Source organism: Bacillus sp. JUb11, from assembly GCF_024807925.1.
Lineage (GTDB): Bacteria > Bacillota > Bacilli > Bacillales > Bacillaceae > Bacillus > Bacillus altitudinis.
The window spans coordinates 207,930-223,899 of the sequence record NZ_JANUEZ010000005.1 but is presented as its reverse complement, the minus strand read 5'-3'; the positions used below and the strand labels follow the sequence as shown (position 1 = coordinate 223,899).

18 protein-coding genes are annotated in these 15,970 nt (G+C 41.4%); all 18 read right to left on the bottom strand.

Features of this window, described 5'->3' with window-relative positions; translation table 11 throughout:
* Positions 1 to 57 precede the first annotated feature (57 nt).
* Positions 58 to 939, bottom strand: a complete 882-nt coding sequence (gene tsf / locus M2369_RS11360) for a translation elongation factor Ts (RefSeq protein ID WP_007499558.1) — start codon at positions 937 to 939, stop codon at positions 58 to 60.
* Positions 940 to 1,030: 91 nt separating this feature from the next.
* Positions 1,031 to 1,765, bottom strand: a complete 735-nt coding sequence (gene rpsB / locus M2369_RS11355; protein ID WP_007499561.1) for a 30S ribosomal protein S2 — start codon at positions 1,763 to 1,765, stop codon at positions 1,031 to 1,033.
* Positions 1,766 to 1,920: 155 nt separating this feature from the next.
* Positions 1,921 to 2,460 (bottom strand): hypothetical protein, encoded by a 540-nt coding sequence (locus tag M2369_RS11350; protein WP_045034267.1) that lies wholly within the window; start codon positions 2,458 to 2,460, stop codon positions 1,921 to 1,923.
* Positions 2,461 to 2,481: 21 nt separating this feature from the next.
* The gene (locus tag M2369_RS11345) at positions 2,482 to 3,249 is read right to left on the bottom strand and encodes a FliA/WhiG family RNA polymerase sigma factor (RefSeq protein WP_007499565.1); all 768 of its coding nucleotides are present in this window, start codon (positions 3,247 to 3,249) and stop codon (positions 2,482 to 2,484) included.
* A 24-nt stretch (positions 3,250 to 3,273) separates the two neighbouring features.
* On the bottom strand, positions 3,274 to 3,774 hold the full coding sequence (locus M2369_RS11340) for a chemotaxis protein CheD (protein WP_173407999.1): 501 nt from the start codon (positions 3,772 to 3,774) through the stop codon (positions 3,274 to 3,276).
* Positions 3,774 to 4,400, bottom strand: coding sequence for a chemotaxis protein CheC (locus M2369_RS11335; RefSeq protein ID WP_007499567.1), 627 nt, complete (start codon positions 4,398 to 4,400; stop codon positions 3,774 to 3,776). The genes M2369_RS11340 and M2369_RS11335 overlap by 1 nt, the downstream gene beginning before the upstream one ends.
* 12 nt (positions 4,401 to 4,412) lie before the next feature.
* Positions 4,413 to 4,874, bottom strand: coding sequence for a chemotaxis protein CheW (locus tag M2369_RS11330; protein WP_045034266.1), 462 nt, complete (start codon positions 4,872 to 4,874; stop codon positions 4,413 to 4,415).
* A 24-nt stretch (positions 4,875 to 4,898) separates the two neighbouring features.
* Positions 4,899 to 6,926, bottom strand: coding sequence for a chemotaxis protein CheA (locus tag M2369_RS11325; protein ID WP_216895104.1), 2,028 nt, complete (start codon positions 6,924 to 6,926; stop codon positions 4,899 to 4,901).
* A 5-nt stretch (positions 6,927 to 6,931) separates the two neighbouring features.
* Positions 6,932 to 8,014 (bottom strand): protein-glutamate methylesterase/protein-glutamine glutaminase, encoded by a 1,083-nt coding sequence (locus tag M2369_RS11320; protein ID WP_024720361.1) that lies wholly within the window; start codon positions 8,012 to 8,014, stop codon positions 6,932 to 6,934.
* Positions 8,011 to 8,916, bottom strand: coding sequence for a MinD/ParA family protein (locus tag M2369_RS11315; protein ID WP_259254233.1), 906 nt, complete (start codon positions 8,914 to 8,916; stop codon positions 8,011 to 8,013). The genes M2369_RS11320 and M2369_RS11315 overlap by 4 nt, the downstream gene beginning before the upstream one ends.
* Positions 8,913 to 10,031, bottom strand: a complete 1,119-nt coding sequence (gene flhF, locus M2369_RS11310; RefSeq protein ID WP_039166667.1) for a flagellar biosynthesis GTPase FlhF — start codon at positions 10,029 to 10,031, stop codon at positions 8,913 to 8,915. Before flhF ends, M2369_RS11315 begins: the two co-directional genes overlap by 4 nt.
* Positions 10,031 to 12,064: a flagellar biosynthesis protein FlhA gene (gene flhA / locus M2369_RS11305; protein ID WP_008344782.1), complete on the bottom strand. Its 2,034-nt coding sequence runs from the start codon at positions 12,062 to 12,064 to the stop codon at positions 10,031 to 10,033. Before flhA ends, flhF begins: the two co-directional genes overlap by 1 nt.
* A gap of 29 nt (positions 12,065 to 12,093) precedes the next feature.
* Complete coding sequence (gene flhB, locus M2369_RS11300) at positions 12,094 to 13,182, bottom strand: flagellar biosynthesis protein FlhB (RefSeq protein ID WP_041507303.1); 1,089 nt, start codon at positions 13,180 to 13,182, stop codon at positions 12,094 to 12,096.
* The gene (fliR, locus tag M2369_RS11295) at positions 13,179 to 13,958 is read right to left on the bottom strand and encodes a flagellar biosynthetic protein FliR (protein ID WP_007499578.1); all 780 of its coding nucleotides are present in this window, start codon (positions 13,956 to 13,958) and stop codon (positions 13,179 to 13,181) included. Before fliR ends, flhB begins: the two co-directional genes overlap by 4 nt.
* A 6-nt stretch (positions 13,959 to 13,964) precedes the next feature.
* Positions 13,965 to 14,234 (bottom strand): flagellar biosynthesis protein FliQ, encoded by a 270-nt coding sequence (gene fliQ, locus M2369_RS11290; RefSeq protein ID WP_003211206.1) that lies wholly within the window; start codon positions 14,232 to 14,234, stop codon positions 13,965 to 13,967.
* A gap of 16 nt (positions 14,235 to 14,250) precedes the next feature.
* Complete coding sequence (fliP, locus tag M2369_RS11285) at positions 14,251 to 14,916, bottom strand: flagellar type III secretion system pore protein FliP (RefSeq protein WP_007499580.1); 666 nt, start codon at positions 14,914 to 14,916, stop codon at positions 14,251 to 14,253.
* Positions 14,909 to 15,568 (bottom strand): flagella biosynthesis regulatory protein FliZ, encoded by a 660-nt coding sequence (fliZ, locus tag M2369_RS11280; protein WP_024720357.1) that lies wholly within the window; start codon positions 15,566 to 15,568, stop codon positions 14,909 to 14,911. Before fliZ ends, fliP begins: the two co-directional genes overlap by 8 nt.
* An 18-nt stretch (positions 15,569 to 15,586) precedes the next feature.
* Complete coding sequence (cheY, locus tag M2369_RS11275; RefSeq protein ID WP_007499584.1) at positions 15,587 to 15,949, bottom strand: chemotaxis protein CheY; 363 nt, start codon at positions 15,947 to 15,949, stop codon at positions 15,587 to 15,589.
* Positions 15,950 to 15,970: the final 21 nt, after the last annotated feature.

Here is a 15,970-nt window from a genome sequence, read left to right as displayed (position 1 = left end):
AAATAGGGAACACAGTGCTTGTGCTCCCTAAAAAAGCCCCAGAGAGCTTTTCAAACATTATTTTTTCACTTGGCTCATGACTTCTTCAGCAAAGTTGTCTTGACGTTTTTCGATACCTTCGCCCACTTCATAGCGAACATAAGTTTGAACAGTTGCGTTTTTCGCACCTACAACTTGTTTCACTTTTTCATCTGGGTTTTTAACGAATGCTTGGTCAAGTAAGCAAATTTCTTCGAAGAATTTGTTTAGACGGCCTTCTACCATTTTAGCAACGATATTTTCAGGCTTTCCTTCTTGAAGCGCTTGTTGTGTTAATACTTCACGCTCACGGTTTGCTTCTTCTTCAGACACTTGGTCACGAGAAATGTATTTAGGGTTTACAGCAGCAACGTGCATTGCGATGTCTCTCGCAAGCTCTTCATCAGTTGTTCCGTTAAGAACCGCTAATACACCGATGCGTCCGCCCATGTGTAAGTAAGAACCGAATGCAGCGTTATCTTCTTTTGTGATGACTGAGAAACGGCGCAGTGTAATTTTTTCTCCGATTTTCGCAATTGCAGAAGTAATATGTTCTTCAACTGTTGAACCATTTTCCATTTTAGAAGCATGTGCTTCTTCAATTGTTGCAGGTTTTGCAGCAAGTAAATGATCAGCAAGTTCGTTAAGAAGATTTTGGAATCCTTCGTTTTTCGCAACGAAATCAGTCTCAGAGTTCACTTCTAGGATAACACCAGTATTGCCGTCAGTTTTAATAAGAGTTAATCCTTCTGCCGCAATACGGTCTGCTTTTTTCGCAGCTTTTGCGATCCCTTTTTCTCTTAGAAGATCGATTGCTTTGTCGATGTCACCATCAGTTTCTGTTAACGCTTTTTTACAGTCCATCATACCTGCACCAGTTTTTTGACGCAGTTCTTTTACTAATTGAGCAGTAATTGCCATTTTACATTTCCTCCTTCTATGTTAAAACACGGATTACTAGGTGAAAAAAAGGTGATAAAAGGCAGTTCCCTCTTATCACCTTTTGAATAGGTTACGCAGTTGTTGTTTCAGTTTCTGTCGTTTCTTCTACAACAGCTTCTTCTTCGCCTTGTTTAGACTCAAGAATCGCATCTGCCATTTTAGCAGTTAGAAGTTTTACAGCACGGATTGCATCATCGTTTGCAGGGATCACAACATCAATTTCGTCTGGATCACAGTTTGTGTCAACGATACCGATAATTGGGATATTCAATTTACGAGCTTCTGCAACTGCAATACGCTCTTTACGAGGGTCGATAATGAAAAGTGCATCTGGAAGACCCTTCATGTCTTTGATTCCGCCTAGGAATTTTTCAAGACGTTCTAATTCTTTTTTCAGTTGAACGACTTCTTTCTTAGGAAGAACTTCGAACGTACCGTTTTCTTGCATTTTTTCGATATCTTTTAAACGTTTAATACGTTTTTGGATTGTTTCAAAGTTTGTTAACGTTCCACCAAGCCAGCGTTGGTTTACATAGAACATACCAGAACGGATTGCTTCTTCTTTCACTGAATCTTGTGCTTGCTTTTTCGTACCAACGAAAAGGATTTTTCCTCCGTCAGCAGCAAGGTTTTTTGTGAAGTTGTAAGCTTCCTCTACTTTTTTCACCGTTTTTTGAAGATCGATGATGTAGATACCGTTACGCTCTGTAAAGATGTAACGCTTCATTTTTGGGTTCCAACGGCGTGTTTGGTGACCGAAGTGAACACCAGCTTCTAGCAATTGTTTCATAGAAATAACTGACATGTTGTTGCCTCCTAATATAATGGTTTTTTTTCCTCCGCTTAAGTCATGTTCACATAAAACTGCGCCACGGCAGCACCTTCATACGAATCATTAAGCGTGTGTATTTAACACCAAGAAATAATATAACACATGATGGACTGACAATCAAGAATCCTTTACAGCTTTCCGCTAAATTTTAATAAAAGCTCGATTTCTGTCTTGCCCGTTTTTAATTCTTTCGCTATTTCTTCTAATGATAGCCCTTGATCATATAAGGCCTTTACTTGATCCTCGAATGTTTCTTCTCTTTCACTTTCAGAAGGCGCAGAAGCTTCTGTTTCGAGACTTGAAACGGGTTCGTTTACCTTCTCTTCCTGCACCTCAACTTCGCTAAGGAGAGCCGACAGGTGCTCTGGAACTGGATCTTCACTTTCTACCGATTGCTGGGATTCAATTGGTGGTTGTGGCTGCTTTGGTGTCTGAAGATCCGATTTCAGCTCTTCAGCAGAAAAATCAGGGGAAGTGGCTGCAGCTTTTGATAGTTTTTCATTCTCTTCTTTGACTTCCATCAAAAATGCAGCCAGGGTATTTTCCGTTTCTTCTAAAAGCTCTCGCTGCTTTTGTTCTGTTGCCTTCAGCGAATTCATTCTCGTGTATAAAATGATCACAAAATAAATAAGTGCAGCATGAAGCATAAAGCTAATCAGCCATAGCATATTTTTTCACTCACTAACTCTTTAAGATTGAATGGCTTTATCAAGCAGATGCTTAAGCTTGAACAATGCCTTTGAATGAATTTGCGAAATGCGGGAGGTCGATAAATTAAGCACTTGACCAATTTCCGTTAACGTCAATTCCTCTTTATAGAAAAGACTAATCACAAGCTTTTCTTTTTCCGAAAGCTCTGTCATTTTTTCGGCAAGCTGTTCAATTAATTCATCTTTCAGCATTTTTTCTTCAGGTGTCACAGTCTTTTCGTCGCGAATCATGACTTGAACGTTTTCTCCGTCTTCTTGATCATGCAACTTCTCATCAATCGAGAGCAAATTCGCAAAGAACCCTTCATTCATCGTTGTGACCACATCTTGTTCACTCATGCCGAGTTCTTCAGCAACCTCTGTTGGTGTCACATTTCGTAAATATCGCTGTTCAAGCTTTTCAATTGCCGCTTCTACTTTTTTTGTTTTTTCTCTTGATGTACGAGGCAGCCAGTCCTCTTTACGAAGACCGTCGATGATGGCCCCGCGAATTCTGAAGGATGCATATGTATCAAACTTCAGATCTCTTCCGGGGTCAAATTTTTCAAGGGCATCATATAAACCGAGCATCCCTAGACTGATCAAGTCTTCTTTGTGCACTGACTTCGGGAGACCGATGGAAATTCTTCCAACATGATATGTGACGAGCGGCATATAGCGGCGCATAAGATCATCTCCAGCAGCTGGGTCCTTCCACTCTTTCCATCTAGCCCATAGCGCCTGATCTTCGTAATTTAAGGATTGCATCTTTCTCCCCCTATACTTCCTTAGTTATATCTTCATAATGCCTTGTTTCACAGTGCGGATCTCAAGTTCTGTTGTAAGCGGATCGAATTCAATCGTGCGTCCATTGTTTCCGCCCGTGTCCTCACTAATGATCGGGATATGATGAAGAGACAGATGTTCTTTCACAGCTGATACATTTCTAGGTCCAATTCTCATCAGATCATTGGTTGACTTAAATTTAAACATTTCTGCGCCGCCAGCAAGCTTCGCTTTTAGCGCATGTTTGCGCGCTCCTTCTTTTAAGAGCAGATCAATTGTAAACTTGACACCTGTATCTGCATACTTAGCCAAGTTCTCTACCGCTCCTTTTGAAAGAGAGGAGTCTGGAAGCATGACATGGACAAGTCCTGCCAGTTTTTTTTCTTGGTCAAAAAGGACAAGTCCTACGCAAGAACCGAGACCGGATGTCCGAATACGGTCCGGTGTTTTCACAAGCTGAACATCCGCTATACCAACCTTTACAACTGCCGGAATCTGCACGTTCATTATAGGTTACCTAATGCTTTGAACAGTTTTTCAAACGATTCAAAGTCTGGTAATAGAAACATATTTCCTTTCAGCTCTTGCTGATTTTGATCATCAAAAATCGATGTATCAATCACAATCGCCTGATCGCCGAGAGGGCTAAACTGCATTAATCCTTCACTAATGACAGCCCCGAACATGTCGAGCGTGACATCTGGAACACTTGGATGAAGCTGCAGTTTTGTTAAATCGGCAAGTGCTGATAAATAAGAGCCTGCTAAAATATTTCCTAGCTCATGAAGCGCTGATGTTCCTAGCATGTGTTCATGAATCGTATCAATATCAAATGCTGGGTCCTGAACAAGCTCTCTTACAAATTGTTCAGCTTGTTCAAACGGCATAATGAAAAAGATTGAACCGGTAAGGTCACCCTCCATTCGCAAAAAGATACTGGCAACTGGAAGGTCTGCTCCACCAAAGAAATCCATTAAATCTTCAAACGAGAGAACTTTGACAAAAGGAACAGCCATATCAATTTTGCGATTCAATAGGCTGGCAAGAGCAGACGCTGCATGGCCTGCTCCGATATTCCCAACCTCACTTAATATATCTAGCTGTTCATCTTTAATTTCATTGAAAATGCTCATCTCACATCCCCCTTAATGAACAGGTGCATCTTGCACGCTCTTGTCGAGGACCGCACCAGCATGAATGATATTGAATAGACGCTGATCATGCTTAATAATTCCTGTCACCCATGACAGTCCTTCTTTTTCAGCTGAATCAGTAGAAGTTTCTACCTCTTCCTGATGAACAGTAATGACATCATTTGCTTCATCAACAATCCAGCCGACTTCAATGTCACCAACTTGTACAATAATCATTCTTGTTTCGTCTGTAATCTCGTTGTCAGTTGATCCAAGTCTCACTCTAAGGTCAATGACAGGTGTCACGACACCACGTAGATTAATGACACCGCATATATAAGGGGCAACGCCAGGAACTCTTGTCGGCTGCTGCCATTTTTCAATGGACTTTACTTCTGATACTGAAATGGCGTATTCTTTTTTGTTTACGATAAACACAATCATCTTTTCGCCAGTTTTGATATCTGTACTCATTTCAGACCGCTCCTCTATTGTTTTTTACTTAATCAGTGCATTACAGTCAACGATGAGTGCAACCTGACCGTCACCTAAGATTGTTGCGCCTGATATCGCAAATACGTTTGGTAGGTAATCTCCAAGTGATTTCAATACAACCTCTTGCTGACCGATAAACGAATCGACCACAAATGCTGTTAGCTTGTCTCCTTTACGGACAACAATAATGTGCAGTTCTTCTTCTAAATCATTCGCATTTGGTACGTTGAACTGTTTCTTCAAGTACACAACCGGTACGATAAATCCGCGGAAATCAATGACTTCACGATCATGCGTTTGAAGGATGTCACTCTTCTTAATGACAGCCGTTTCTATAATAGAAGAAATCGGAATAGCAAATGTTTCTTCCTCTAGTTTCACAAGAAGTACGGAAATGATCGATAATGTGAGTGGAAGCTGAATTGAGAACAGTGAGCCTTGACCTTCTGTTGAGTTAATACTCACAGAACCACCTAATGATTCCAGCTTGTTTTTCACAACGTCAAGACCTACACCTCGGCCCGAGATATCAGAAATCGTATCAGCTGTAGAGAACCCTGCTGCAAAGATCAATGAATCAATTTGGTGATCTTCAAGTGTTTCCGCTTCTCTTTCTGTAATAACCCCGCGCTCTAATGCTTTTTCAAGGACCTTTTTACGGTTAATCCCGCCGCCATCATCTTCTACTTCAATGAAGACATGGTTTCCGCTATGATATGCTTTTAAAAGAACAGTTCCTTTTTCTGGTTTGCCTTTTTTCACACGTTCTTCTGGTGATTCAATCCCGTGATCGAGACTGTTTCTAAGTAAGTGTAAGAGCGGATCGCCAATTTCATCGATCACTGTTCGATCAAGCTCTGTCTCAGCACCTTCAATGATCAGTTCAATTTTCTTATTGAGCTCTTTCGTCAATTGACGAATCATACGTGGGAATCTGTTAAACACCGTTTCTACAGGCACCATTCTCATGTTCAAGATGATCGATTGCAGGTCTCCAGAAATACGGGACATTCTTTCTACTGTATCCGTGAGTTCGTTGTTTTCAAGTTCTTTAGCAATCTGTTCTAAACGTCCTCTATCAATGACCAGCTCTTCAAACAGGTTCATAAGTGAATCTAGACGATCGATGTTGACACGGATCGTTTTCGTTCCGCCGGCAGCTGCACCGTTATTGCCATTTGCTTTTGGCGCATCGTTTGCTGGCGCTTTAGCAGCAGGAGCTGCGACTTCTTCATTTTTCTGCTCAGGTTTCTCTGCTTTTGTTTCAGCCTGAGCCACTTCTTCAAAGGCAGAGACTTCAGAAATCTCCACTTGTTCAACCTCTGAGATCGCTGTCACGATTTTTTTCACTTCTTCCATCGGCTGTTTCGATAAGTAAGAAATGCTGAATTCAGATTCAAAATCTTCTGATTCTAAAAGTTCTGCATTCGGAACCGTTTTGACAACTTCTCCTGCTTCGTTCAGTCTTTCAAAAATCATATAGACACGAACGGCTTTTAATAAGCATGCGTCACTTAATGTCACGTTCAGCTCATAACATTTAAAGCCTTGTTCTCTCGCTTCATCAAGAACTGTTCGTTCAAATTCGTTATAGTCTAGGTCGCTTGCAGCTGATGATGCTTCAGCAGTCTCAACGGCAGAGGCTGTTTCTGCATGGCTTCCTGTCACATCTAGTTTTTTACTAATCTCCGTGACATCACGTTTTCCATCCCCGCCCTCTGCAATCGATTGAACCATTGCTTCAAGGTGATCGAGTGCTTCAAACATCGTATCCATTGATTCAGGAGTGACAATCATTTGTTCGTTTCTGATGGCATCAAACATGTTTTCTAAATGATGTGTTAATTGAGCCATATCATCAAAGCCCATCGTTGCACTCATGCCTTTCAGTGTATGAGCGGCTCTGAATATATCATTCACTAGCTGCAAGTCTGTTGGGTTCTTTTCTAATTCAAGAAGTTTTTCATTACAAGTTTGTAAGTGTTCTCTGCTTTCATCTAAAAAGATATCTAAGTATTGGTTTACATCCAACGTGTTCACGCCCTCTCTTTTTTCATGGAGCTTATAATTGCATGTGCGATGTCATCCACATGCCTTGTTTCATGTGCAAGGCCTGCTTTAATGACTGATTTAGGCATTCCGAAAACAACACATGATTCTTCTTTTTCTGCAATGACTTTTGTATGACCGCTTGCGACCATTTTTTTGACACCTTCTGTGCCATCACTACCCATTCCTGTCATAATGACAGCGATTTTCTCGTAACCTTTTATGTTGCTGATGGATTCAAATAAATAGTTAACAGAAGGTTTGTGACGGCTGTCAGTGTCTTCTGGGGACAGCCTGATCACTAAAGCTGCCCCTTGTTCATGAAGTGACATATTCAATCCACCAGGAGCTATGTAAGCCACTCCATTTTTAGCGATGTCTCCATCTTGAGCTTCTTTGATCGTAATTTGTGATAAATGATCTAATCTAGTAGCCAGCGATGCCGTAAATCCTGCCGGCATATGCTGCACAATCAAAATCGGCGCCTCTATGTCTTTTGGCAACTTCGTGACGACTCGTTGAAGCGCCCTAGGCCCTCCCGTAGAAGTTCCGATTGAAATAATCTTTCGGAGTGATGAACCGCTTCTTACTTCTTGCAGGCGGGGAGCGACCGCTGGAATTGGACTTGGCGGCTTCATGAACGGCTTAGGAGAAACTTGTTTCTCAGTACGTTTTCTCGACAGGCCTGCCGCAAGTACCCGCTCTACAATTTGACCTCTTACTTTGTGTAAATCGAGCGAAATACTTCCTGAAGGCTTTGTCACAAAGTCAAAAGCACCGAGTTCTAAGCAATGGATGGTTAATTCCTTCCCTTGCTTCGTCTGGCTTGACACCATAATTACAGCAAGGTCGTGTTCAGCCAGAATTTGTTTTAATGCTTCTGTTCCATTTAGAACAGGCATTTCCACATCAAGTGTGACAACATCTGGATTCAATTCCTTAATCCGCTTTAAGGCATCTTCTCCATTTCGCGCCGTTCCGACGACTTCAATTTCTTGCTCGGCACTTAGGAAATCACTGATGAGTTTTCTCATAAAAGCCGAGTCATCTACTACAAGCACTCTAATCATGAGTCCACCTTCCTCCTTTTAAAAAAAGAGGACAACTTATCTATAAACGTATGCTGCTCTCTCCGTGCCTCTCTTATCTGCTGATGATACAGTGTTTCAGCCAGCATTTTAATGGTTTTACTTAGCCTTGAATGAGGCTGCTTCATATAAAATGGAATTTGTTCAGTGACTGCTTTAGGAACAGCAGGATCATCAGGCACCGCCCCAGCAAACACAAGCTTTCGGTGTAGAAAGGATGTCACCACTCCTGCTAATTTCCGGTACGTTTCAGACCCTTCTGACGGGGTTTTACACCGGTTGACGATGATTTGAACAGACTGTTCAAACTGATGAATGGCTAAGTGCTTAATTGCGCTGTAGGCATCCATGATGGATGTTGGTTCTGGCGTTGTCACAACGACCACCTCTCCTGCCGATAAGACAAAGGGGAGTTGATCTTTTGACAAGCCTGCACCCATATCAAAGAATATACAATCAAAGTCATTCAATATTTTCTCCATCTCTTCTAAAAAGAACGACCATTGATCTTTTTCTAAAGAAAACAGCTGTTCAAGCCCGCTTCCGCCAGAAATGTAATACAGATTGTCCGTTCCTTTTGTCATAGCCGCTTGGAAGGATTTTTTTCTAACAAGCACGTCTAATATAGAGCTGGTCGATGTTTTCCCTAGTAAAATATCAATATTCCCCATGCCAAAGTCGAGGTCGATGATGAGCACTTGCTTGCCCGTACTTGCGATAGACAGTGCCATATTCAGCGTCAAATTCGATTTACCTACTCCGCCTTTACCGCTCATGACAGCAATGGTTTTCGCCTGTCCATTCGCATGAAGAGAGCTCGGTACAATCAGTTGATTCTGCTGAACAAGCTTTCTTAAACCTTCGGCTTGGTCAGGCTTCATCATTGTAAGACCATCCTTGTCAAATCAAGGGGAGAACTCTCAAGAATATCCTCAGGTACATTTTGACCATTTGTTAAAAACCCGAGCCCGATTTGAGATTCTGCAATGATTTGAAAGATCGTTCCCATCGTGTCTGTTTCATCAACTTTAGTAAAAATAAATTGATCGATTGGAACGTGTTCAAAACGTTTGACCATGGCTTTCATATCTTGATATTTCGATGTCGCACTCATGACGAGAAAACTTTGAATGCTTTCATCAAATGGAATGATATCTGTCAGCTCTTTGATGTACGCCTCTTCTTTAAAGTTACGGCCTGCTGTATCGATGAAAATATGATCATAGTCTTTAAAGGTCTGCTGTGCTTTCACAAAGTCCTCTCTTGAATAACAAACCTCAAGAGGTGCATTCAGCAGTTCAGCATATGTTTTTAGTTGTTCAATCGCTGCAATCCGGTACGTATCTGTTGTGATAAAAGCAATTTTCTTTTGCTGCTGAATAGCTGTTTTCGCAGCCAGCTTTGCAATTGTTGTCGTTTTACCAGCACCAGTTGAACCAAACAACACAATGTATTTCGAACGAATCATCGGCTCATCAGAAGTGTGAGCCGGCAGCATCCCTGTGAGTAGTTTTTCAAGTTCTTTTTCAATCTGCTCTTCTTTCACAGCACCTTTTGTTAAAAGACCCTTTAAGCACTCATCTCGAATCTCAGCATCAAGACCTTGATCCTTTAGCTTTTGATCCATTTTCATGAGAGAATCCGGTAAGATCCCGGCATGGCGTTCGTTTCTTGCATATTCTATAGGCTGAGAATGAGAAGGCGCTGCTTTGACTGCTTGAGCAGCAGCCGGCAGCTCTTGTGTAAGGTGTTGAGTCTGCTCCTTTTTCGGTAACACCGGGATAGGCGCAGCTGCTGGTTGTAATCCTTTACCGGCTCTTTCTTCAAAATCTTGATCCAGCACTGCAATCACTTCGACCATTTGCTGTTTCTTTAAACCGAACAGCTTTCGTTTGACAACGGTTTTCGAATTTAATATGACGGCATCCTTCCCAAGCTGCTGCCTGATTTGGATCGTTGCCTCCTGCATAGAATTCGCTGTGATTTTTTTCATTTTCATTAGATATCCACCACTCCGATGCTCTGTACTTCCACATTTGCTTCTAGTTCGTTATAAGATAGTACCGGTAAATCTGGGAAATATCTTTCTAACAACTGTTTGACGTACATTCTTATAGGAGGTGAGCATAATAGAACCGGCGTTTCCTGACGAAGCGAAAGCTGTTCAATTTCTCTCGCCACTGATTGAATCACACTTTCAGAGGATTCTGGATCTAACGATAAGTAGTTCCCATGCTCTGTTTGCTGCACGCTGTCTGCAATCACCTTTTCGACTCGGCCAGAGCATGTCACGACTTTCAGTGATTCATTTTCTCTTGCATACTGTGCAGTAATCTGTCTTGCAAGTGCCTGTCTAACATACTCTGTTAGCAAGTCTGTATCAGTCGTTAATTTTCCGTAGTCTGCAAGGGTCTCAAAAATGGTCACAAGGTTTCGAATGGAGACCTTTTCTTTCAGAAGTTTTGCAAGTACTTTTTGGATATCCCCGACTGCTAGTGGATTCGGTGTTACCTCATCTACTAGAACTGGATAACTTTCTTTCAGATGATCGATTAATTGCTTCGTTTCTTGGCGTCCAAGCAGTTCATGGGTGTTTTGTCTAATCTTCTCTGTGATGTGGGTAGACACAACAGATGCTGGATCGACCACTGTATACCCAAGCATTTCAGCCTGATCTTTTTCTGCTTCTGATATCCATTTTGCCGGCAGACCAAAGGATGGTTCGATTGTTTCAATTCCTTCAATCGGATCATCATCAGGCGTTGGAGACATCGCTAAGTAATGATCGAGCAGCAGCTCTCCTTTTGCCACTTCGTTCCCTTTTATTTTGAGCCTGTATTCATTCGGGTTCAGCGCAATGTTGTCTCGAATACGGACAACTGGAATGACAAGACCTAGTTCAAGAGCAAGCTGCCTTCTGATCATGACAATTCGGTCTAGCAGGTCTCCGCCTTGATTGGCATCTGCAAGCGGGATCAACCCGTAGCCAAATTCAAATTCAATGGCATCCATTTGCAGGAGATGAATGACGCTTTCTGGACTTTTCATCTCTTCTACCTCTGCCTGTTCTTCCAGTACTTCTTCAATCTCTTCTTGATCCTGTTTGTTTTTCGACATCATGTACGCACCGAGTGCAAGTAAACCTGCGATCGGCCCTGTCAAAAGTACGCCAATTGGCGTAAACAATCCAAGCAGGAAGATCGTACCTGCTGTGACGTAAAGCATGGCAGGGAAGGCAAAGAGCTGACCCGTAATGTCTGAACCAAGGTTTCCGTTAGAAGCCGCTCTCGTGACAACAATCCCTGTCGCTGTTGAAATAAGAAGTGCAGGGATCTGCGAAACAATTCCGTCCCCTACTGTTAAAAGAGTAAAGTGGGAAGCTGATTCTTGAATTGACATTCCTTGCTGAATCATCCCAATAATGATGCCAAAAATAATATTGATAATAACGATGATAATACCTGCGATGGCATCCCCTTTAACGAACTTACTTGCACCATCCATCGCACCATAAAAGTCTGCTTCTCTGGCTACTTTTTCACGGCGGTTTCTAGCTTCACTTTCTGTCAGCATTCCTGCATTCAAATCTGCGTCAATACTCATCTGTTTACCTGGCATCGCATCGAGTGTAAATCTGGCCGCAACCTCTGATACACGCTCTGCCCCTTTGGTGATGACAATAAACTGAATGATGATCAGAATAAGGAAGACAACCAGACCAACGAGTATATTGCCCCCAACAACAAATGATCCAAACGTTTCTACAACCTTACCAGCATCTCCAGTTGATAAAATAGAACGGGTTGTAGAGATGTTAAGCCCTAAACGAAACAGTGTTAAGAGCAAAAGTAACGATGGAAAAATGGAAAATTGCAGTGGTTCTTGCATGTTCATTGTGGTGAGAAGCACGATAAGCGCAAGAGAAATATTAATAATGATTAAAATACTTAATAGGATGGGCGGAAACGGTATGACCAGCATCGCCACGATTAAAATAACACTGAATAAAACAGATAAATCTCTTGCTGACATGCCTGTTCTCTCCTTTTAAAACCAAAAATTCATAAAATCTTTTGTTTCGTTTTATATACGTAAGCCAAAATTTCTGCGATCGCCTTAAAATACTCTTCCGGCACCGCTTGGTCGATATCCACTTGATCATAGAGGGCGCGGGCGAGTGGCCGGTTCTCTACAGTCATGACATCATGTTCTTTCGCAATTGTTCTAATTTTCAAAGCCAAAATATCTGTTCCCTTTGCTACAACATAGGGCGCGTCCATCTTTTCTTCGTCATATTTCAAGGCAATTGCGTAGTGGGTCGGGTTTGTAATGATGACGTCCGCTTTTGGGACTTCCTGCATCATCCGTCTCATGGCCATTTCCCTTTGCCGCTGTTTAATTTTTGATTTTATGAGCGGGTCACCCTCTGATTTTTTATACTCATCTTTGATGTCTTGTTTAGACATCCGTAAGTTTTTTTCATAATCAAATTTCTGATACATGTAATCAAGCCCTGCTAAGATCATGAGAGCACCTGCTGCATATAGACCCATAATCAAGGTCATATTTGCCACGAAATGAAGAGTTTCCTCTGCTGTTAATAAAGGAAGCCTCAGGATATCGTCAAAGTGCATCCAAAGTGCAATAAATGTCGCAAAACCAATTAAACCAATTTTCAAAATGGATTTTAATAGCTCTACGAGGGCTCGAATACTGTATATTCGTTTAAACCCTTTGATTGGATCGAGTTTTTCTAATTTCGGTTTGATTACTTCTGTCGAAAAGAGAAAGCCAACCTGCAAATAGTTACTAATGATCCCTGCCAGCATACCAACACCAAGGATTGGCATGAGGAGGAGTCCTGTTTCCTGAAGCAATTCCACAAATAGTTGATGAATATTAGATGTGCTAACCTTCATTAGCATCGTTGTTGAATAAAAACGTTCAATGAGCGCAATAATACGCTCTTTCATAAAAGGCCCAATAAAAAAGAATGATAAAAAGATTAGTAGAAATGAGATGGCTGTATTGACGTCGGTACTTTTGGCAACCTGCCCTTTTTTACGTGAATCCCGTCTCTTTTTCGGTGTTGCTTTTTCTGTTTTTTCACCTGCGAAAAATTGCAAGTCGAGTCTAAGTCTTGTCGTCATGACGAACCACCGACCAATGCTAAGAAATTCCTCATGGTGAGCACAATCGTTTCAAATGTATTTTGGACGACCCCGAAGATGACACCCATACAAATGATGATCATAATAAAACTCACGCCCATTTTAATGGGCAGTCCAACGACAAATACGTTCATTTGCGGAACTGTACGTGCCACAATTCCTAATGCCAAATCGACTAAAAACAAACTAGCCACAACAGGTGCTGAGATTTGAAAGGCTATGATGAACATTTGGTTGAAACTCTTTGCAATAAAGTAAGCAAAGGATTCACTGCCGAAGTTCAGCGCATACTGATCAACTTGAATATATTGAAAACTGTAATAGATTCCATCAAGCAGCAAATGATGTGCATTTGTTGCCAGCATCAGTAGCAAGGTCACCGTATAAAAAAACTGCCCCATCAGCGGCGTTTGCGCCCCTGTTTGTGGATCAATAATATTGGCAATCGCAAAACCCATTTGAAAATCGATGAATGAGCCGGCAATTTGAACTGCGGACACCATGATATATGCAATCAGTCCAAGCAGAAGTCCGACCATTGCTTCTTTCACGGCAAGCATCATGTAAAGACCGTCGATATCGAGTGCTGGCGGTTCTTTAATTGTGCTAAAACTAATGACAGCCAAAAACAGTGAAAAACCAACTCTGTGAACTGCTGGTATCGTTCGATGCGCTAATAGCGGCACTGTCACGAAAAAAGCGGTGATCCGAATGAAAACGAGAAGAAAGGCAGGAAATAATTCTATGATTGACATCTCTGATTAACCTGCAAATCGATCTAAATTCGAGAACAGCTCTGTTGTAAATGACACAATTGTTGAAAGCATCCACGGACCAAACACAACAAGTCCAATGAGCACTGCAACAATTTTTGGAATGAACGCAAGCGTCTGTTCTTGGATTTGGGTTGTCGCCTGAAACACACTGACAATTAGTCCCACGATTAGTGCGAGCGCTAGAAGCGGCCCGCTGACAAGTAATACAACATACACTGATCTTTCAGCCATCGTAATGACAAATTCTGAACTCATGTTTTAAGCACCTACTCTAAAAGCTTTGCAGCAAAGATTTAACAATCAAATACCATCCATCAACTAATACAAATAACAATATTTTGAAAGGGAGCGATATCATAACCGGCGGAAGCATCATCATCCCCATCGACATCAGGACACTTGCGACCACCATGTCAATAATTAAAAATGGAATAAAAATCATAAAACCAATTTGAAATGCCGTCTTTAATTCTGAAATTGCAAATGCTGGTACCATCGCCGTTAAGGGAATATCTTTAATCGATTCAGGGGTATCCATTTTTGCGTAACTAAGAAATAAAGCCAAATCTTTCTGTCTCGTATGTTTACTCATAAACTCTTTAATTGGCACTTCGGCTTTTTCATAGGCCTGATTTAACGTAATATCATCATTTAAAAGCGGCGTGAGTGCCTCTTTATTAATCTCTGAGAACGTGGGTGCCATAATAAAAAATGTGAGAAACAAAGCAAGTCCTACAAGCACTTGGTTTGGCGGCATTGAGTTGGTTGCAAGTGATGTTCTGACGAACGAAAGAACAATCACAATCCGTGTAAAACAGGTCATTAAAATAAGAATGCCTGGTGCAACTGAAAATACAGTTAACAATAAAAGAAGACGGACAGATGTGCTAATATTCCCTGCGCCACTGGAATTAAATAAATCGATAAACTCATTCATTTTGTTTCGGGCCTTTCTTTCTGACTTCTGATTGGGTCTTTTTCAATTCGGCTAGCTGCGCCTTTAAATTGGCTGAAAAAGAAGAAGTGGTCGGCTGATCGTGTTTCTTCACTTGCGATGTTAATTTTTGCATCATTTTCGGTAAGTCAGTCTTACTTTCCATCGCTTCTTCGTATTGTTTCACAATCGCTTCGCATTCTTGTTCATCATCGATTTCTTTTAGTAGCTGGATTGAGTCTGCTACGCCGACAACTAATACTCGTTTGCCCACTTTGATCAGCTGAACTGAACGATTTTGACCAACCGTCGTTCCGCCAATATTTTCAACATAGCGAAATGGCTTGAGTAAGCGGTTTTGCTTTCCAACAAATCTCACCAATCCGTAAATGAGCAGGATGACAAAAAGTAAGGCACCAATCATTTTGACAAAATCCATAATGGAGACAGAAGAAGAGGGAACTTCTTCTGCCGGATTCGTTTGATTGTCAGTGGTTTTCTTTTCTGTATCCTTTTTGCTTTCTTTCTCATCTTTGAGCCAGTCATTCACTGTGCCATTTTCAGGATCTTTTGTTTCAGCAAACAGTGAGGCTGGCTGCGCTGTCAAGAAAAGCATAAAACTGATCATTGCTATACATATCAAACGTTTTTTCAACAAGTCTTACACCCTTTTTTAGCCTAACGTTTTATTAATTGCTTCAAGTACACGGTCTGCCTGGAATGGCTTCACGATAAAGTCTTTTGCACCTGCTTGAATGGCATCAATAACCATTGATTGTTGTCCCATCGCTGAGCACATAATGATTTTTGCAGAAGCATCGATTTGTTTAATTTCTTTTAATGCTGTGATCCCGTCCATTTCTGGCATTGTGATATCCATTGTGACTAGATCAGGAGATGTTTCTTTATATTTTTCAACAGCTTGTGCGCCGTTTTCTGCTTCTCCTACTACATCAAATCCGTTTTTTACAAGAATATCCTTAATCATCATTCTCATGAATGCTGCATCATCTACGATTAATACCTTAGTAGCCATTTACTTATTCTCTCCCTATAT